The sequence below is a fragment of the Enterobacter sp. FW301-JW81 genome (assembly GCF_058788735.1).
The window spans coordinates 194,770-213,672 of sequence record NZ_JBYTBA010000003.1 but is presented as its reverse complement, the minus strand read 5'-3'; the positions used below and the strand labels follow the sequence as shown (position 1 = coordinate 213,672).

Here is an 18,903-nt window from a genome sequence, read left to right as displayed (position 1 = left end):
ATTGTCAGCTGTTGGGGCTTCAGAGGTCGCTATGCTATACATTGTTCGTCTCATTCTTACCGTTATCTACTGCATTCTGGTCTGTATCTTCGGCTGCATCTATTGCCTGTTCAGCCCGCGTAATCCGAAGCATGTTGCCACCTTTGGCCATATGTTCGGTCGCCTGGCACCGCTGTTTGGTCTGAAGGTTGAAAAACGCCTGCCTGAAGGGGCTGAGAATTTCGGTAACGCCATCTATATTGCTAACCATCAGAACAACTACGATATGGTGACCGCCGCAAACATCGTTTTACCTCCGACCGTGACGGTGGGGAAAAAGAGCCTGCTGTGGATCCCGTTTTTCGGTCAGCTGTACTGGTTGACCGGTAACTTGCTGATCGACCGCAATAATCGTGCGAAAGCGCACAGCACCATCGCCGAAGTGGTGAATCATTTTAAGAAGCGCAAAATCTCTATCTGGATGTTTCCGGAAGGGACGCGCAGCCGTGGTCGTGGCCTGCTGCCGTTTAAAACCGGTGCGTTTCATGCCGCAATTGCGGCAGGCGTTCCAATTATTCCCGTGTGCGTTTCCAATACATCGAATAAGATTAATCTTAACCGCCTGAATAACGGGCTGGTGATTGTCGAAATGCTGCCACCCGTCGATACCAGCAAATACGGTAAAGATCAGGTGCGCGAGCTGGCAGCACACTGCCGTGAGCTGATGGCTCAGCATATTGCGCAACTCGATAAAGAAGTCGCAGAGAGAGAAGCCGCCGGTAAGATTTAATCCGGCGTTAAAAGGGAAAACGAATTCCCGCGTTGTTAGTCGTTTCAGATGGAGCTTATATGTCACTCAGTCGGCGTCAGTTTATTCAGGCTTCGGGGATCGCCCTTTGTGCGGGTGCGATGCCGCTGACAGCCAGCGCCGCCGGGCAGCAGCAGCCGCTGCCCATTCCGCCGTTGATTGAATCCCGTCGCGGGCAGCCGCTATTCCTGACCCTGCAGCGTAGCCACTGGTCCTTTACTCAGGGGACGCGCGCGCAGATATGGGGAATCAATGGGCGCTACCTTGGCCCAACCATTCGCGTGTGGAACGGCGATGACGTTAAGCTGATTTACAGTAACCGTACGACTGAAAATGTCGCGATGACCGTCAGCGGCTTACAGGTCCCGGGCCCGTTGATGGGGGGGGCCCCGCGCATGATGTCACCCAATGCCGACTGGGCGCCCGTGCTGCCAATCCGCCAGAGTGCGGCAACGCTGTGGTATCACGCTAACACCCCTAACCGCACCGCTCAGCAGGTCTATAACGGCCTTGCCGGAATGTGGCTTATTGAGGATGAGGTCAGTAAAGCTCTGCCGATCCCGAACCACTACGGCGTGGACGATTTCCCGATTATTATCCAGGACAAACGTCTGGATAATTTCGGTACGCCGGAATACAGCGAGCCGGGCAGCGGTGGCTTTGTTGGCGATACGCTGCTGGTCAACGGCGCACAAAGCCCCTACGTTGAGGTCTCGCGTGGTTGGGTGCGCCTGCGCCTGCTCAACGCCTCTAACTCGCGCCGCTATCAGCTCCAGATGAGCGATGGCCGACCGCTACACGTGATCTCCGGCGACCAGGGCTTTTTACCGGCGCCGGTGTCCGTCAAACAGCTGGCGCTCTCGCCGGGCGAACGTCGCGAAATTCTCATTGATATGACCAACGGGGATGAGGTGTCGTTGACCTGCGGCGAGGCGGCCAGCATTGTGGATCGCATCCGCGGGTTCTTTGAACCGTCGAGCATTCTTGTCTCCACGCTGGTGCTGACCCTGCGCCCGACCGGCCTGCTGCCGCTGGTAACCGATAGCCTGCCAATGCGCCTGCTGCCGCAGGAGATCATGAGCGGCTCTCCGGCGCGCAGCCGTGATATCAGCCTGGGCGACGATCCAGGCATCAACGGCGCGCTGTGGGACGTTAACCGTATCGACATTACCGCACAGCAGGGCACCTGGGAACGCTGGACCGTTCGCTCGGATATGCCGCAGTCGTTCCATATTGAAGGCGTGTCATTCCTTATTCGCAACGTGAATGGCGCGATGCCGTTCCCGGAAGATCGCGGCTGGAAGGATACCGTCTGGGTGGATGGTCAGGTCGAGCTGCTCGTCTACTATGGTCAGCCTTCGTGGCCGCACTTCCCGTTCCTGTTCCACAGCCAGACGCTGGAGATGATGGACAGGGGCTCCGTGGGGCAGATGCTGGTGAATCCGGCGCCGTAAAACGAGTCGGGTGGCGGCTTCGCCTTACCCGACCTACAAGCCCGTAGGCCCGGTAAGCGTAGCGCCACCGGGCAATAAATACCCCTTCAATTCCTTCAACGATCCAGCGTATAATCCCCGCCCTTTTGTCTATTTTTTCTTCGGAAGCATTATGAGCGCAATTTCCCTGATCCAGCCGGATCGTGACCTCTTCTCCTGGCCCCAGTACTGGGCGGCCTGCTTTGGACCGGCGCCGTTCCTGCCGATGTCCCGGGAAGAGATGGACCAACTGGGCTGGGACAGCTGCGATATCATTCTGGTCACGGGCGATGCCTACGTTGACCATCCGAGCTTCGGGATGGCCATCTGTGGCCGTATGCTTGAAGCGCAGGGCTTCCGTGTGGGGATCATCTCCCAGCCTGACTGGAACAGCAAAGCCGACTTTATGCGTCTGGGTAAACCCAACCTGTTCTTTGGCGTCACCGCAGGCAACATGGACTCGATGATCAACCGCTATACCGCCGACCGTAAGCTGCGCCATGACGATGCCTACACGCCGGATAACGTGGCGGGTAAACGCCCCGACCGCGCCACCCTGGTGTATACCCAGCGCTGTAAAGAAGCCTGGAAAGACGTGCCGGTGATCCTGGGCGGCATCGAGGCGAGCCTGCGCCGCACCGCGCACTACGACTACTGGTCAGATACCGTTCGCCGCTCGGTGCTGGTGGATTCCAAAGCCGACATGCTGATTTACGGTAACGGCGAGCGTCCGCTGGTGGAAGTGGCGCACCGTCTGTCGCAGGGTGAACCGGTGACCAGCATCCGCGACGTGCGCAATACCGCCATCATGGTGAAAGAGGCGCTGCCGGGCTGGAGCGGGGTGGATTCCCGTATCATCGATATGCCGGGCAAAATCGACCCGATCCCACATCCGTACGGCGAAGATCTGCCGTGTGCCGATAACAAGCCGGTAGAGCCAAAGAAGGCGGAAGCGAAGGCTATCGTCGTACAGCCGCCGCGCCCGAAGCCGTGGGAAAAAACCTATGTGCTGCTGCCGTCCTACGAGAAGGTGAAAGCCGACAAGGTGCTCTACGCGCATGCGTCCCGTATTCTGCACCATGAAACCAACCCGGGCTGTGCCCGCGCGTTGATGCAGAAGCACGGCGAGCGCTTTATCTGGATCAACCCGCCGGCGATCCCGCTCTCTACCGAAGAGATGGACAGCGTCTTTGCGCTGCCGTACAAGCGCGTGCCGCACCCGGCGTACGGTAACGCCCGTATCCCGGCGTATGAGATGATCCGCTTCTCGATCAACATCATGCGCGGCTGCTTCGGCGGGTGCTCTTTCTGTTCTATTACCGAACACGAAGGGCGTATTATCCAGAGCCGCTCTGAAGATTCGATCATCAACGAGATCGAAGCAATTCGCGACTCGGTGCCGGGCTTTACCGGAGTGATTTCCGACCTCGGCGGCCCAACCGCGAACATGTACATGCTGCGCTGTAAGTCGCCGCGCGCGGAGCAAACCTGTCGTCGCCTCTCCTGCGTCTATCCGAGCATTTGCGAGCATATGGACACCAACCACGAGCCGACGATCAACCTCTATCGCCGCGCGCGCGACCTGAAGGGCATCAAGAAGATCCTGATCGCCTCCGGGGTACGTTACGACATCGCCGTGGAAGATCCGCGCTACATCAAAGAGCTGGCGACGCACCACGTCGGCGGCTATCTGAAGATTGCCCCGGAGCACACCGAAGAAGGCCCGCTGTCGAAGATGATGAAGCCGGGCATGGGTAGCTATGACCGCTTTAAAGAGCTGTTCGACACCTATTCGAAGCAGGCGGGCAAAGAGCAGTATCTGATCCCTTACTTCATTTCCGCGCACCCGGGCACGCGCGATGAGGACATGGTGAACCTGGCGCTGTGGCTGAAGCAGCGTCGCTTCCGTCTGGATCAGGTGCAGAACTTCTATCCTTCACCGCTCGCCAACTCGACGACCATGTATTACACCGGTAAGAACCCGCTGAGCAAGATTGGCTATAAGAGTGAAGAAGTGGTGGTGCCGAAAGGGGATAAACAGCGTCGTCTGCACAAGGCGCTGCTGCGCTACCACGATCCGAAAAACTGGCCGCTGATCCGTCAGGCGCTGGAAGAGATGGGTAAAAAACACCTGATCGGCTCGCGTCGCGACTGCCTGGTACCGGCCCCGACGCTGGATGAGATGCGCGAAGCGCGTCGCCAGAATCGCAATACGCGCCCGGCGCTGACCAAGCACACGCCAATTGTGCATCAGCGTTCGAACGGTGTTGCGGGAACGAAGAAGAACGTAAAACGTAAGACCGGTTAAACCTGTAACAATGCCCGGTGGCGCTGCGCTTACCGGGCCTACAGGTCAGAACGTAGGCCGGGTAAGGCGCAGCCGCCACCCGGCTTTTTTCTGCATAAGGGCAGGAGGCCCAAAATGAAAATAAAGAAGTTGACGGGAGCGATGCTGATTTGCCTGACGTTAAGCGGTTGCGTATGCACCGCCAGACACAGCCAGAAGTGGAAGGACGTCTAATCGACAGCGCAGGTAAGCCAGTCCCGGGCGCTAAAATAACATTAGAGAAGGAGCAAACGCTTTCTGACGACAACGGTCGTTTTGCTTTTCAGAGCCAGCATGAGTGGAGCTTTTTTCTGCCAATAGGTCCGATGGACTGGATTTATCACACCCCGCTCCAGATAAGTGTCAACGGAAAGAAATATGAAGCTGAAGCAGGCGGCGGTCTTGGTGGGCCACATGAACTTGAAGGGAAAGCGTTTAACGTTATTTGCACATTGCCTGACCTTCCCGGAGAAGCGAGATGTCAGTCCGGTTTATAGATTAAAACGAGCCCGGCGGAAGACCGGGCTCGTTTTAGGTATTACCCGCCAAACTGATCCGGATCGGGCCCTAAACGCTTGTCCTTATCCAGCTTCGCAATTTCACCCAGCTCATCTTTGTCCAGTCGGAAATCCCAGACGTCGAAGTTCTCGGCGATGCGCGACGGCGTGACCGATTTCGGGATCACCACCAGACCGTTGTCCAGATGCCAGCGAATGACAATCTGTGCCGGCGTCTTGCCGTATTTATCCGCCAGGTCGCGGATAATTTTCTGATCGAACACCCCTTCACCGCCCTGGGCCAGCGGGCTCCAGGATTCGGTCTGAATTTTGTGCGTGGCATTCCAGGCGTGAAGCTGGCGCTGCTGCATCAGCGGGTGCAGTTCAATCTGGTTAATCACAGGCGCGACGCCCGTCTCGTCAATCAGGCGCTGCAGGTGATGCACCTGGAAGTTACAGACGCCAATGCTTTTCACCAGCCCTTCTTTCTGCAGTTCAATCATCCCTTTCCAGGCGTCAACGTAGTGATCGATGGCCGGAACAGGCCAGTGCATCAGATACAGGTCAACGAAATCGAGCTGGAGTTTCTCCAGGCTTTCCTGCAGGGCTTCGCGGGGGCGCTTTTGATCGTCATTCCAGAGTTTAGTGGTGATGAATAGCTCATCGCGGGAAACGCCGGCGCTGGCCAGGGCAGTGCCTACGCCGTCCTCGTTTTTGTACGCGGCGGCGGTATCAATCGACCGATAGCCGACTTCCAGGGCTTTATGAATGGCGGAGACGACCTCGTCGTTACCGGCTTTCCATACACCTAGCCCCAGCTGGGGCATCACGTTGCCGTCCTGCAGCTTGATTACGGTTTGGTTTGCCATTTTTCCTCCTTCAGGTACGCATCGCCGGAGGGGGACTCCGGCGATGGGGTGTGCATTAAGTCTGGACGAAATGTCAAAAAACGAAAGTCGGGAGGGCAAAAACGCTTAGCGCGCCGCTTCGTAAATGCGACGGCTAACGTCCAGCGTAATGTCGCCGTGCTCGCCCAACTGGGTCATGCCGTGCTCTTCAAGTTTTGCCAGCAGAGCAGGGATGGAACTGCCGTCCAGGCCGTAGCCGGACAGACGGGTTGGCACGCCCAGGCCTTCGAAGAAGCTGCGGGTCGCTTCGATTGCCGCGTCAATACGCGCATCGTCAGAACCCTCGGTGATGTTCCACACGCGCTCGGCGTACTGCAGCAGTTTGGCACGTTTGGTATCACGTTTTTCGTTCCACAGCGCAGGCAGAACAACGGCCAGCGTCTGCGCGTGATCCAGACCGTGCATCGCCGTCAGCTCGTGGCCCAGCATGTGGGTCGCCCAGTCCTGCGGCACGCCAGCCCCGATCAGGCCGTTCAGCGCCTGCGTTGCCGCCCACATCACGTTGGCGCGAACGTCATAGTTTTCCGGCTCTTTCAGCGCTTTCGGACCGTCTTCGACCAGCGTCAGCAGAATGCCTTCCGCGAAGCGATCCTGAATTTTTGCATCGACCGGGTAGGTGACGTATTGCTCAACGGTATGCACAAAAGCATCGACCACGCCGTTCGCTACCTGACGCGCAGGCAGGGTGTAAGTGTAAACCGGGTCCAGGATGGCGAACACGGGCTGAACGTGCTCGTTCATAAAGGCCTGCTTATCCCCGGTGGTTTTGCGAGAGATCACCGCACCCTTGTTGGATTCAGAACCGGTGGCCGGGAGGGTCAGCACGGAGCCCATCGGGATGGCGCTTTTAATGTCGCTGCCGCGGGTTTCCAGAATGTGCCAAGGGTCAACGCCGTCAGCGTAGTGGGCTGCTGCCGCGATGAACTTGGTGCCGTCCAGCACGGAACCGCCGCCGACGGCCAGCAGGAAGGTGATCTTCTCTTCGCGGGTGATTTTCACCGCGTTCATCAGCGTTTCGTAAGACGGGTTTGGCTCGATGCCGCCGAACTCACGCACGTCGAGGCCGTCCAGTGCGCTGTAAACCTGATCCAGCACGCCGGTTTTTTTCACGCTGCCGCCGCCGTAGGTGATGAGAACGCGGGCGTCAGCAGGGATCTGCGCGCGCAGGTCAGCGATAGCGTCTTTACCAAACAGAATGCGGGTTGGGGTGTGAAGATTAAAGTTGTTCATTGCTCGTTCCCTTTAGTGGGTGAAAAATCGTGGTGGCGCAGAGGGCAACCTGATGCTGCACATTGTGGCCGTCCGGGGATATCCTCTCAATGCACATTCCTGCCGATGTCTTGCCCATTTCTACAGAGCGCTGGAGAAAGCGCGGAAAACGACGCACACTGTCAGCGTCGGAAACCGTACCCGGAGTAACGTAAAATGAATCGTGACGCGATCTGCCATCAGCTCACTGAGCAGATTAAAAGACTGATAGATAACGAAAAAGGTATCAGCGAACTGCTGCCGGATATTCGCCTGCTGTACGGCACGCAGCCCGGGACGCGCACGCCGGTGATGTACCAGCCGGGCATCGTTTTTCTCTTTTCAGGCCATAAAATTGGCTATATCAACGAGCGCGTCTTCCGGTACGACACCAATGAATATCTGCTCCTGACAGTACCTTTACCCTTTGAATGTGAAACTTTCGCGACAGAGGCGGTTCCGCTGGCGGGGATCCGCGTCAATGTTGATATCCTTCAGCTGCAGGAGCTGCTGATGGAGATTGGCGAAGACGAACTCTTCCAGCCGTCAATGGCGTCGAGCGGGATTAACTCCGCAACCTTATCAGAAGAGATACTTTGCGCTATTGAGCGTCTGCTGGACGTTATGGAAAGGCCGCTGGATGCGCGTATTTTGGGCAAGCAGATTATCCGCGAAATTCTCTACCACGTGCTGCTGGGGCACGGCGGTGGGGCGTTACTCGCCCTGGTGAGCCGACAGACCCACTTTAGCCTGATAAGCCGCGTGCTCAAGCGTATTGAAAGCCAGTACACGGAAAACCTCAGCGTCGACCAGCTGGCCGCGGAAGCGAACATGAGCGTCTCGGCGTTTCACCATAACTTTAAATCGGTGACCAGCACCTCGCCGCTGCAATACCTTAAAACCTACCGTTTGCATAAGGCGCGGATGCTGATGATCCACGATGGCATGAAGGCCAGCGCGGCGGCGATGCGGGTGGGTTATGAAAGCGCGTCGCAGTTCAGTCGGGAGTTTAAGCGCTATTTCGGCGTCACGCCGGGAGAGGATGCGTCGCGCATCCGAACCATGCAGGGAGCCTGACGGAGAACGTAGGCCGGGTAAGCGCAGCGCCACCCGGCAATGACCTCACGCGCTGCAATATTTCTTCTTAATCACTACCGCAATAGTCCCCACCAGTCCCGCGACCAGCAAGAACATCGGCAGCACCATCAGGAAGGTCATCACCTGATCTTCATGGTGTTTCACAAAGGGGATCATATTCAGCGCGTAGCCGAGCGTGGTGACCACGCCAACCCACAGCAGAGCGCTCAGCCAGTTGAAGAACTGGAAGCGACGGTTAGAGAGACCGGAAATGCCCGCCATGGTGGGCAGAAGGGTGCGAACAAACGCCAGGAAACGCCCCGCCAGCAGCGCCAGCAGGCCGTGGCGATCGAACATGCAGGTCGCACGCTGATGATATTTATGCGGTAGCTGCGCCAGCCAGCCTTTTACGATGCGCGTATTGCCAAGCCAGCGGCCCTGCAGATAGCTCAGCCAGCAGCCCAGGCTGGCGGCGGAGGTGAGAATAACCATGGTTGGCGTAAAGTCCATGACGCCTTTGCCGATTAACGCCCCGGCAAGTAAAAGCAGGCTGTCACCGGGTAAAAACGAGGCTGGCAGTAATCCGTTTTCCAGAAACAGGGTTGCGAACATCACGAAATAGACGATACCGACGACGTGAGGATCCGCCAGCGCGGCAAAGTCGTGTTGCCAGAGCGCCGCGATAATATCTTGAATTACAGCCATGGACTTTCCTGTGGAACAGCAGATATAGAATTATTGTACTCCCTTATTCGCCCGTCGGGTTTGATCCCGGGCGCAACTCATGCAGACTTTTCTGCTTGCAGTGTCCACAAATGCGTCCAGGGAGTACATTTTAAGCCAGCACTCTACACGATACGCTCAAACCCTGCTGCTAAATCCGCAATTAAATCGTCCACATCTTCTAAACCAATATGCAGCCGGATCAGGGTGCCGCTGAAGTCCACTTCGCCCCCGGGGCGCAGGGCCGCGACCTGCTCCGGCTGGTTAGGCAGGATCAGGGATTCAAAACCGCCCCAGGAGTAGGCCATGCTGAAGAGGGTAAAATTATCCAGATAGCTTGCCAGCTCGTCGTTATTCAGCCGTTTTTTCAGCACGAACGAGAACAGACCGCTGCTGCCTGTAAAGTCACGCTGCCAGAATTCATGACCTTTACTGCCGGGCAGCGCGGGATGATTAACGCGCTCCACCAGCGGGTGCTGCGCCAGCCATTCGGCCACCTTCAGGCTGCTTTCATGGTGCTGACGCAGGCGAACCCCCAGCGTGCGGAGTCCGCGGCTGGTCATATACGCCGTGTCTGCATCCACCATCTGGCCCATCAGGTAGGCATTTTCACGCAGCTGGTCCCAGCAGCGCGCGTTGGAGACCGCGGTTCCAATCATGCCGTCAGAGTGGCCAATCAGGTATTTCGTCGCCGCCTGGATGGAGATATCGATGTCGAACTCCAGCGCTTTAAACAGCACGCCTGCCGCCCAGGTGTTGTCGATCATGACGATTGCCTCTGGCGCTTTGCTGCGCACGGCCTTCACGATAGCCGGCACGTCGTGGACTTCCATGGTGAGCGAACCCGGCGATTCCAGGAACACAATGCGCGTGTTTGGCTGAATAAGTTCGGCAATGCCTTCGCCAATCAGCGGGTCGAACCAGCCGGTCGTGACGCCGAGCTTGCTGAGGATTTTGGTACAGAAGTCCTGGCTGGGTTCATAGGCGGTGTTGGTCATCAGGATATGGTCGCCCTGTTCCACAAACGCCAGAATAGTGTTGGCCACCGCAGCCGCCCCGCACGGGAACAGCGCGCAGCCCGCGCCACCCTCCAGCTCGCACATGGCTTCCTGCAGGGAAAAATGGGTTAGCGTGCCGCGACGGCCATAAAACAGCCCGCCTTTAGCGCGATTGCGCGTGGCGATTTTTTTCTCCTCAACGGTGTCAAACACCAGCGAGGAGGCGCGCTGAATCACGCTGTTGACCGATCCCTGAGTGTATTTTTTGCTGCGTCCAGCCTGTACCAGCGTGGTATCAAGATGCTTCTTTGTCATGTTCGCTAACCCTGTTTTTATACGTCTGGACGTCCAGACTACCACGATTGGAAAAAACTGCACCCGCAGGCTTATCGAATAAGCAGAAAATTTCAGCAAAAAAACGCATAAGAAATTTTTACTGCGTAAGCGCAAGGAAAGTGAACGAAAATTGCGGCACCATGTAAATACTAATGAGAACGACTATCAATTCGACGACGTTTTGATATTATTACGGTCAGATTTTGTGATTTGCGTCCTGGAGATACAGAGTGGGTAATAATTTGATGCAGACGGATCTCTCCGTTTGGGGCATGTATCAGCATGCTGACATCGTGGTTAAGATTGTGATGATCGGCCTGATTCTGGCGTCCGTTGTCACCTGGGCTATTTTCTTCAGCAAGAGTGCCGAGCTGCTTTCCCAGAAGCGTCGCCTCAAGCGGGAACAATTGCAGCTGGCTGAAGCCCGCTCTCTGGATCAGGCCTCGGATATGACCTCATCCTTCCATGCGAAAAGCCTGACCACCCTGTTAGTGAATGAAGCACAGAACGAACTGGAACTCTCCGCAGGCAGTGAAGATAACGAAGGCATCAAAGAACGTACCGGCTTCCGCCTGGAGCGTCGCGTTGCGGCCGTTGGCCGACACATGGGGCGTGGCAATGGTTATCTGGCGACCATTGGTGCAATCTCACCGTTTATCGGTCTTTTCGGTACCGTATGGGGCATCATGAACAGCTTTATCGGTATCGCGCAGACCCAAACCACCAACCTGGCGGTTGTGGCACCGGGCATCGCAGAAGCGCTGCTGGCGACGGCAATCGGTCTGGTCGCCGCTATCCCGGCGGTGGTTATCTACAACATCTTCGCACGCATGATTGGCAGCTACAAAGCCACACTCGGCGATGTTGCCGCGCAGGTTCTGCTGCTGCAAAGCCGCGATCTCGACCTGAATGCCAGCTCGGTTAAGCCGGTGCATGCGGCGTCTAAACTGCGCGCAGGTTGATACGATGGCGATGCGTCTAAACGAAAATCTGGACGATAACGGCGAAATGCATGAAATCAACGTGACGCCGTTTATCGACGTCATGCTGGTTCTGCTGATTATCTTCATGGTGGCTGCGCCGCTGGCGACGGTCGACGTGAAGGTAAACCTGCCTGCCTCATCCAGCCAGCCACAGCCGCGCCCGGAGAAGCCTGTCTACCTGTCAGTGAAGGCGGATAAATCCATGTTCCTTGGCAACGATCCGGTGACGGCGGACTCCGTCATCCCGGCGCTGGAGCAGCTTACGGGCGGTAAGAAAGACACCACGGTCTTCTTCCGTGCGGATAAAACCGTTGATTACGAAACCATGATGAAGGTAATGGACACGCTGCATCAGGCGGGGTACCTGAAGATTGGGCTGGTCGGCGAAGAGAAAGCGGCCGCGAAATGATATGCTATCGTAGCGGAATGTAGGCCGGGTAAGCGCAGCGCCACCCGGCAAGACAGGCGGCTGGTGAAAGCCGCCTTTTTTGTTTTCTTCTACGCGAAATCGTTATTATTTTCTGCTGTTTGTCCCCATACTTCATATTTATTAATCAATAAAGCCATAGTTAATAATCTATTGATAGTTAAGTAAATATCAATATTCTGCTGCGCTTTTAAAATATATCTTTTGTTGAAATGGCGTCGCGGAATATCCCCACTACGCTTAAAAAAGATAATAAAAACAGACCTTCTTCGAAGGATCTTTTCATCTGCACAGCAAGAGACTCCCTATGGCTACGATGACATGGCTGTATCCGCACGCGCCTCAAAACGACCAGTTCTCGCTTTCTGCAATTCGACGACGCGCCGACAGGCTAATACTGGGGCTTATCTGGTCGATGTGGGGCATCTCGCTAGGCGTAGGTTATATAAACGAGAATATTGTGCAGGGTGCGGTTGTTGGCACCTCGCTGGCCGGTTTATCGACACTGCTAACGCTGTTGCTTCCCGGCACGCTGCTGCTCCGACTGAGCTCTGCGTTTGTGCTAATGGCATTTTCCGCGTTGCTCATTCATCTGGGCGAGGGGGAAACCGAATACCATTTTTCTGTTTTCGTCCTGCTTTCCGCGCTGCTTGCCTGGCGAGACTGGCGGCCCCTGGTGATGGGGGCTGCGGTCATCGCGTTACATCATCTGGTATTTAACTACCTACAGGAAAACGACCTTTACGGTGTCGTGGTGTTCATGCACACCGGCTTTCATATGGTGGTTTTTCATGGTCTTTTTGTGGTGGTCCAGACCGCGATCCTGGTCCTGCTGGCGATACGAATGGAGCAGGACGCCCGTTCAGCGAGCGAGGTGGCAAGGCTCGCGGGCGTGATCAACAGCGAGCCAGGGTACCTCACGCTTGCCATTGATGCGGTGCCGGCAGAGTCCCCTTTTGCCCGCACCTTTAGCCTGACGCTTGGCACTATGCGTGCCACGCTTGAGCAGGTCAGCGTCAATATCGGGCAACTGCTGGAGGCATCCCGCGCGTTAGGACAGCGCAACAGCGCGCTGTCGGAACGAACCGATCATCAGGCAAGCTCGCTGGCAACGGCGGCCAGTGCGATGGAACAGTTAAGGGCAGTCGCAACCCTGACCAGTGAAAAAGCCAGCCAGGTCAGGGAGGTGGCGTTTAGCACCAGTAACGTGGCGGAACAGGGGGGCCATAACGTACGGCAGGCGATTGCGGCGATGGAACACATTCGCGAGGAGTCGCAGCGTATTTACGCCATTCTGGAGCTGATCGACGGGATTGCATTTCAGACAAATATCCTGTCGCTCAACGCCTCGGTCGAGGCTGCAAGAGCGGGCGAACATGGCAAAGGCTTTGCGGTGGTTGCCTCGGAAGTGCGCGTATTGGCCCAGCGCAGCGAGGGGGCTGCAAAAGAGATCCGCCAGCTTCTGACCGCATCGCAGGCGACCACGCAGCAGGGCGTCGAGCAGGTTGAGCATGCCGGTATGACAATGAAGTCGATCATTGAGAGTATCGAAGGGCTCCGCTCTCTGCTTGAAGAGCTGTCTCAGATGAGCGAGCAGCAGCGGGCAAGCATTGCGCAGATGAACGACAGTATTGCCAGCATCGATGCCAGCGTGCAGGAGAATGTGCGACACGTTGCGCAAACATTGCAGGTAGCCGACGCGCAGCGACAGCAGACGGGTCAGTTAAAAGAGGCGATTGCCGTCTTCAGATTTAACTAGCTTTGCTTTTCAGAAGGGGGGCTGGTGTCAGACGCCAGCGCGTCCTCATCCAGCGCAACGCAGGTGACGTTTGAGGTACGGTACTCACCGTCTGACAGTTTGCGCGTCAGGCGCAGGGTGGCAATTTCACGGGCAAGCAGATACTGGTAATTGGCCTCGAGGCGTCCAAGAAGCTTCTCTTTCAGCTCGGGACGCTGTTCAATGATGGCGTTCATCACGGCACCGTAAATTTCTTCTTTTACCTGCAGAGGATAAATCTCGCGGCGATTCTGCCATTTCAGATGGACCAGCGTCGCCGGGATCGATACCAGGTCTTGTGTAATTCGCGTCATCTCGGCATTTTTTGTTTTTCGCAGCGCGTCGAGATTTTGCTTTAAGATAAATTCATCACTTTTTTTATCATCTAAAGTCAAATAAACGTCGTTATTTTTAACTTCTGTCACGTTAATCTTCCCCCAGGCTATAAAAAATTGGGTTGTTTTTTTCTCGCGTAATTAAGTTAAGCCAAATTTCATTGCCCGCTTCATTAATTTCTTTGGTTTTCTCGGCCATTATTTGACTTAGTTTCTGGGCATCTATTTCACCTTCGGCCTGCAGGTCGTTCAGCAGGTGGACAAAGGCTTCAATTTTTATGGCGCGAAATAAGCGGTCCTTTATATGACGATCGTGCTCTTCCAGCAACATATTACGGGATTTGCCGGTGCGGGAAACACCAATTAATATATCAGGCTCGAAATCAGAGAGCTTTCTTTTCCCCTGAGTGAAACTGACCTCTTTTTCTGCTTCCGTCGGTTGCTGTTCCACAGGCGTAATATGATACTTAGCCGGGACGAGATAGTCGGGCAGCATTTTTAATTTCCTTTAATTTCAACAGGGTGGGGTTGGTAAAGGCGTGAGATTCGTTGACAATATCATGAGGCAAATTTAAAATCAAAAAAAATGGAGCCTACCCATGAACAGCATCTTTTTTACGGTCATCACATTACTATTACTGACCGCTGGTGTTCTTTTATTGATGCAGGAGTTCAATAAAACGAAAGTGTCGAAAGACACCAGTGAACCCCCACAACCGGAGCTCATGACAAAAGAGGAAGGTGAAGACCATTTCTCTGTATTGATGAACTCCGTTACGCCTGTTTGGTACTGGCGGGTGAACCACGAATATATCGACTTTTTACATGCGACAATTAAACGTATGAAAATGTCGGAAATTAATGACACGCCTGGACTGTTTGAGGCGCAGCGTCGTTGTAGCGACCTGAATTCAGCCGTGTATAAATATTATGACAATATCAAAAAGCGCTGCCTTAACGGCGAGAAGGTATCTTATTCCGACCTGGACGTATTAAATTTGCGTCAGTGTTTTCGTGAGTTCAGCCTGGAAGCCTACCCGGAACTGGTGGTATTGGTCTGGCCGGAGTATGCCCGTCCGGAGGTTAACCCAGACAACGTCTGAGTAACGTACTGGTTAGCTATTGCAAACAGTCAGCGCCGTTGAGATATACTGGGCGCTGGTTTCTTTTGCAAACAGGACTTTATGGAACGCTTTTTTGAAAATGCCATGTACGCCTCCCGCTGGATACTGGCCCCCGTCTATTTTGGCCTTTCGCTGGCACTTGTCGCGCTGACGATTAAGTTCTTTCAGGAAATCTGGCATGTTCTGCCGAACATTTTTTCCATTGCCGAAGCAGATTTAATTCTGGTTCTGCTGTCGCTGGTGGATATGACCCTGGTGGGGGGACTGCTGGTGATGGTGATGTTCTCCGGCTACGAGAATTTTGTCTCCCAGCTCGATATCGACGAGCGTAAAGAAAAGCTCAGCTGGCTGGGCAAAATGGATGCCTCGTCGCTGAAGAACAAGGTGGCCGCATCGATTGTGGCGATCTCCTCTATCCACCTGCTGCGCGTATTCATGGACGCGAAGAACGTGCCGGATAACAAACTGATGTGGTACGTCATCATCCATCTGACGTTTGTGCTGTCGGCGTTTGTGATGGGATATCTGGATAAGATCAGTAAGAAATAAAGTACACCTCACCCCTCACTCTAACCCTCTTCCCAAAGGGGAGAGGGGACCGCTCGGTGTGGCCTTTCTCCCTCTCCCTGCGGGAGAGGGCCGGGGTGAGGGCTATTTATCCGACGACGCCTGCCAAAGATTCAACTCCCCATCCGCAACGTGCTGGTCAATCCGCTTGAGTTCGTCCTCCGTAAAGCGCAGGTTTTCCAGCGCCTGAACATTCTCTTCCAGCTGTTCCGGACGGCTTGCGCCGATCAGCACCGATGTTACACGTTCATCCTTGAGCAGCCAGCTTAGCGCCATCTGCGCCATCGTCTGACCGCGGGCATGAGCCATCTCATTCAGCAAACGCAGGCTGTTCAGGTTGGCGTCGGTCAGCATTTTTTCCGTCAGGCCGCGTACCTTCTTACCTTCACGCTGCATGCGTGAACCTTCAGGAATACCGTTCAGGTATTTTCCGGTCAGCAGCCCCTGCGCCAGGGGCGTAAACGCGATGCAGCCCGTACCGTTTTTCTCAAGCGTATCCAGCAGGCCGGTGTGATCCACCCAGCGGTTGAGCAAGTTATAGGATGGCTGATGAATTAGCAGCGGGATTTTCCACTCGCGAAGCAGGTCGGCCATTTTCTGCGTGCGCTCCGTTGAATAGGACGATATCCCAACGTACAGCGCTTTCCCGCTCTGCACGGCGTGGGCCAGCGCAGCGGCAGTCTCTTCCATCGGCGTGTTTTCATCCACGCGGTGGGAGTAGAAAATATCCACGTACTCGACGCCCATACGCTTCAGGCTCTGGTCGAGGCTGGCGAGCAGATACTTACGCGAACCGCCCGAACCGTACGGTCCCGGCCACATATCGTATCCCGCCTTGGTGGAGATGATCAGCTCGTCGCGATACGCGGCAAAATCCTCGCGCAGCAGGCGGCCGAAATTCTCTTCCGCGCTGCCCGCCGGCGGGCCGTAGTTATTGGCGAGATCGAAATGGGTAATGCCGAGGTCGAAGGCTTTGCGCAGCAGCGCGCGCTGGGCATCAAGAGGCTGTACGTGGCCGAAGCTGTGCCACAGACCCAGCGACAGCGCAGGAAGGCGCAGGCCGCTGTTTCCACAGTAGCGGTACTGCATATGTTCATAGCGGGTAGCGTCAGGGTACCAGGACATGATGTCTCCTTTTCTTATCGATAATTTTTTGAAACGTCGTTTTCATTCTGAACTTATCACAACACTCAGTGCGAAGATAATGGTTAACGGTGGCTGTGCGACCAGTGAAGCCACGCTAATTAAAAATGATCACAAAACGTTATAATTTCCCTGTTTCCTGCCGATAACGAGAGGAGTACTCGCCTCTGGGCGAATTCACCCTCACGGCAAGGAAGACTTATGAACATGCTCCGTAATTTTACGATCCGCTTCGTCATGCTGACGATTCTCGGGATCTTTTGTTTAATGTGGGCGGGCGTTGGCTTGTACAGCACCTGGTCCCTTTCTCGCGTTTCAGATGGCAATGAGGTGGACCGCCAGCTGGTTAAACAGATGACGGTACTCAGCCAGGGCAACGATCAGTATTTCCGCTTTGTGACCCGTCTGAGCCGCGCAATGGAAGTCAAAGCCGCAGGCGGCACGCCGGATCTGGCCTCTGCCCAGCAGGCGCTGGATAACATGGGCAAGAAACTGGCCGAGATGAAAGCGATCTCTCCAGGCCCGATGGATGAGCAGATCTCTTCCCGGGTGATTGGCACCTGGCAGGCGCTGCTTGAGCAGGGCGTCACGCCGCAAATGCAGCAGGCGAAGCAGGGGGCTCTGGAGGGTTACCGCCAGCAGGCCAACAACGTTACGCCGCCGCTGAGCCGCGCGTTCGGTGCGGCTGCTGAGGCGTTCAACAATGCTGCCGCGAAGTCCCTCGACAGCACCCGCGTGGTGGTGGACGGCCTGACCAGCATGACCCGCACGGTGATTATCGTCGCCACGATTATCGGCCTGCTGATCCTGCTCTTCACCGACCGCTACCTGGTGGCGATGCTGGTCAAACCGCTGGACCGCATCCGTCAGCAGTTCCGCCAGATTGCCCAGGGCGATCTCAGCCAGCCTATTGAGCCGTTCGGACGCAACTGTGTGGGACAGCTGGTGCCTCTGCTGAGCGCCATGCAGGATAGCCTGCGCGAAGCGGTCAGCACGATTCGCTCCGGAAGCGAGAATATCTGGCGCGGTGCGACGGAGATCTCCAGCGGTAACAACGATCTCTCTTCCCGTACCGAAGAGCAGGCGGCCGCGCTGGAAGAGACGGCGGCCAGCATGGAACAGCTGACCGCCACGGTGAAGCTGAACGCGGAAAGTGCGCGTCAGGCAAGCCAGCTGGCAGATGTGGCCTCAACCACCGCAAGCCGCGGCGGCTCGCTGGTGGAAGAGGTCGTGAGCACCATGAGCGGTATTTCTGAAAGCTCGAAGAAAATTGCTGAAATTACTAACGTCATCAACAGCATTGCCTTCCAGACCAATATTCTGGCGCTTAACGCGGCGGTTGAAGCGGCGCGCGCGGGCGAACAGGGTCGTGGTTTCGCGGTAGTGGCTGGCGAAGTTCGTAACCTGGCAAGCCGCAGCGCCAACGCCGCCAAAGAGATTGAGGGGCTGATTACCGATTCGGTTTCCCGCGTTGAGCAGGGGGCGCAGCTGGTGAGCGACACCGGCACAACCATGGATGCCATTTTGCGGGATGTCACGGAAGTGACGACCATTATGAAGCAAATCGCATCGGCTTCTGAGGAGCAAAGTAAGGGGATTTCTCAGGTCGGTATCGCCATTACCCAGATGGACGGCGTCACCCAGCAAAACGCCTCGCTGGTGGAGGAAGTTTCCGCCGCGGCGGCGGCGCTGGAGCGCCAGACCGAAGATCTTCAGCGCTCGGTGCAAAAATTCCGCCTTACGGCATAACGCTATTTTGCAAGGCCGCCCCGTGCGGCCTTGCTTTATTAGCGCCTTTCACATTCAGGTCTCTCTGAAACTGCTATTCTTTGGCTAACCCCACTGACGTTCTGGGCTCCTTCCACGAGGTGTTGCTATGAACAGATCGTTATTTGCCATCTCTGTCCTTTCGTTCATTTTCATGGTGCTGTTCCCGATTTCTGCCAGCGCGACCGAGCAGGCGCAGGAACGTCGCGTGGCGCGTGATGTCAGGCAGGAAACCCGCGATGCGTCACGCCAGGTGAAGCAGACCTGCGTGGCGAACAATAACCAGAGTAATCACGACTGCCGTCAGGACAAGCGGCAGATGAAGCAGGCTGGCAGACAGAAAGCGCGGGATATTAAGTATTAATGCTGTTGACGAGAACCGTACAGGAATAAAGCGCTCTTGATAAG

General features: G+C 55.7%; 19 protein-coding genes. 12 read left to right on the top strand and 7 right to left on the bottom strand.

Annotated elements, in window-relative coordinates:
* The first annotated feature begins 31 nt into the window (after positions 1-31).
* The 4 genes from plsC to AC3WOK_RS12010 all read left to right on the top strand — a co-directional run bounded on the left by plsC (position 32) and on the right by AC3WOK_RS12010 (position 5,082).
* Complete coding sequence (plsC, locus tag AC3WOK_RS12025) at positions 32-769, top strand: 1-acylglycerol-3-phosphate O-acyltransferase (RefSeq protein ID WP_029740707.1); 738 nt, start codon at positions 32-34, stop codon at positions 767-769.
* 59 nt (positions 770-828) lie between these two features.
* Positions 829-2,241: a cell division protein FtsP gene (ftsP, locus tag AC3WOK_RS12020; RefSeq protein WP_059310604.1), complete on the top strand. Its 1,413-nt coding sequence runs from the start codon at positions 829-831 to the stop codon at positions 2,239-2,241.
* A 151-nt stretch (positions 2,242-2,392) separates the two neighbouring features.
* Entirely contained in the window at positions 2,393-4,567 is a 2,175-nt protein-coding gene (locus tag AC3WOK_RS12015) for a YgiQ family radical SAM protein (RefSeq protein ID WP_492354581.1), read from the top strand.
* Between the two features lie 173 nt (positions 4,568-4,740).
* A complete protein-coding gene (locus tag AC3WOK_RS12010) occupies positions 4,741-5,082 on the top strand; it encodes a transthyretin-like family protein (RefSeq protein WP_492354580.1) in 342 nt (113 codons plus the stop codon).
* Between the two features lie 41 nt (positions 5,083-5,123).
* On the opposite strand, the gene dkgA is transcribed toward AC3WOK_RS12010, so the two are convergent.
* On the bottom strand, positions 5,124-5,951 hold the full coding sequence (gene dkgA, locus AC3WOK_RS12005) for a 2,5-didehydrogluconate reductase DkgA (protein ID WP_492354579.1): 828 nt from the start codon (positions 5,949-5,951) through the stop codon (positions 5,124-5,126).
* 105 nt (positions 5,952-6,056) lie between these two features.
* On the bottom strand, positions 6,057-7,220 hold the full coding sequence (gene yqhD, locus AC3WOK_RS12000) for an alcohol dehydrogenase (RefSeq protein WP_492354578.1): 1,164 nt from the start codon (positions 7,218-7,220) through the stop codon (positions 6,057-6,059).
* A gap of 195 nt (positions 7,221-7,415) precedes the next feature.
* On the opposite strand from yqhD, the gene AC3WOK_RS11995 reads away from it, so the two are divergent.
* Positions 7,416-8,315: an AraC family transcriptional regulator gene (locus tag AC3WOK_RS11995; protein WP_492354577.1), complete on the top strand. Its 900-nt coding sequence runs from the start codon at positions 7,416-7,418 to the stop codon at positions 8,313-8,315.
* 45 nt (positions 8,316-8,360) lie between these two features.
* On the opposite strand, the gene yghB is transcribed toward AC3WOK_RS11995, so the two are convergent.
* Both yghB and metC read right to left on the bottom strand, forming a co-directional pair.
* Positions 8,361-9,020 carry a DedA family general envelope maintenance protein YghB gene (yghB, locus tag AC3WOK_RS11990; protein WP_059312553.1) on the bottom strand — a complete coding sequence of 220 codons (660 nt, stop codon included), beginning with the start codon at positions 9,018-9,020 and terminating at the stop codon, positions 8,361-8,363.
* A gap of 143 nt (positions 9,021-9,163) precedes the next feature.
* Positions 9,164-10,351 (bottom strand): cystathionine beta-lyase, encoded by a 1,188-nt coding sequence (gene metC, locus AC3WOK_RS11985; RefSeq protein WP_492354576.1) that lies wholly within the window; start codon positions 10,349-10,351, stop codon positions 9,164-9,166.
* Positions 10,352-10,602: 251 nt separating this feature from the next.
* Here metC and exbB point away from each other — a divergent pair, with 251 nt between their 5' ends.
* The 3 genes from exbB to AC3WOK_RS11970 all read left to right on the top strand — a co-directional run bounded on the left by exbB (position 10,603) and on the right by AC3WOK_RS11970 (position 13,541).
* Positions 10,603-11,334 carry a tol-pal system-associated acyl-CoA thioesterase gene (gene exbB, locus AC3WOK_RS11980; protein ID WP_047347847.1) on the top strand — a complete coding sequence of 244 codons (732 nt, stop codon included), beginning with the start codon at positions 10,603-10,605 and terminating at the stop codon, positions 11,332-11,334.
* 4 nt (positions 11,335-11,338) lie between these two features.
* Positions 11,339-11,764, top strand: coding sequence for a TonB system transport protein ExbD (gene exbD / locus AC3WOK_RS11975; RefSeq protein ID WP_047347848.1), 426 nt, complete (start codon positions 11,339-11,341; stop codon positions 11,762-11,764).
* Positions 11,765-12,089: 325 nt separating this feature from the next.
* Complete coding sequence (locus tag AC3WOK_RS11970) at positions 12,090-13,541, top strand: methyl-accepting chemotaxis protein (RefSeq protein WP_447856192.1); 1,452 nt, start codon at positions 12,090-12,092, stop codon at positions 13,539-13,541.
* Here AC3WOK_RS11970 and AC3WOK_RS11965 read toward each other — a convergent pair.
* The gene (locus AC3WOK_RS11965) at positions 13,538-13,984 is read right to left on the bottom strand and encodes a cytoplasmic protein (RefSeq protein ID WP_447856191.1); all 447 of its coding nucleotides are present in this window, start codon (positions 13,982-13,984) and stop codon (positions 13,538-13,540) included. The two genes, AC3WOK_RS11970 and AC3WOK_RS11965, sit on opposite strands and share 4 nt — an antisense overlap.
* Before the next feature lies 1 nt (position 13,985).
* Positions 13,986-14,390: a hypothetical protein gene (locus AC3WOK_RS11960; RefSeq protein ID WP_047347851.1), complete on the bottom strand. Its 405-nt coding sequence runs from the start codon at positions 14,388-14,390 to the stop codon at positions 13,986-13,988.
* Positions 14,391-14,493: 103 nt separating this feature from the next.
* Here AC3WOK_RS11960 and AC3WOK_RS11955 point away from each other — a divergent pair, with 103 nt between their 5' ends.
* Positions 14,494-14,997 (top strand): ESA_00282 family adhesion-associated protein, encoded by a 504-nt coding sequence (locus tag AC3WOK_RS11955; protein WP_008499806.1) that lies wholly within the window; start codon positions 14,494-14,496, stop codon positions 14,995-14,997.
* Positions 14,998-15,078: 81 nt separating this feature from the next.
* A complete protein-coding gene (locus tag AC3WOK_RS11950; RefSeq protein WP_047347852.1) occupies positions 15,079-15,567 on the top strand; it encodes a TIGR00645 family protein in 489 nt (162 codons plus the stop codon).
* Positions 15,568-15,669: 102 nt separating this feature from the next.
* Here AC3WOK_RS11950 and AC3WOK_RS11945 read toward each other — a convergent pair whose 3' ends face one another.
* Positions 15,670-16,710 (bottom strand): aldo/keto reductase, encoded by a 1,041-nt coding sequence (locus tag AC3WOK_RS11945; protein ID WP_063430993.1) that lies wholly within the window; start codon positions 16,708-16,710, stop codon positions 15,670-15,672.
* A 219-nt stretch (positions 16,711-16,929) separates the two neighbouring features.
* On the opposite strand from AC3WOK_RS11945, the gene AC3WOK_RS11940 reads away from it, so the two are divergent.
* Together AC3WOK_RS11940 and AC3WOK_RS11935 are read left to right on the top strand one after the other, a co-directional pair.
* Positions 16,930-18,477 (top strand): methyl-accepting chemotaxis protein, encoded by a 1,548-nt coding sequence (locus AC3WOK_RS11940; protein WP_063430991.1) that lies wholly within the window; start codon positions 16,930-16,932, stop codon positions 18,475-18,477.
* A 127-nt stretch (positions 18,478-18,604) separates the two neighbouring features.
* Entirely contained in the window at positions 18,605-18,859 is a 255-nt protein-coding gene (locus AC3WOK_RS11935) for a hypothetical protein (protein WP_492354575.1), read from the top strand.
* Positions 18,860-18,903 lie beyond the last annotated feature (44 nt).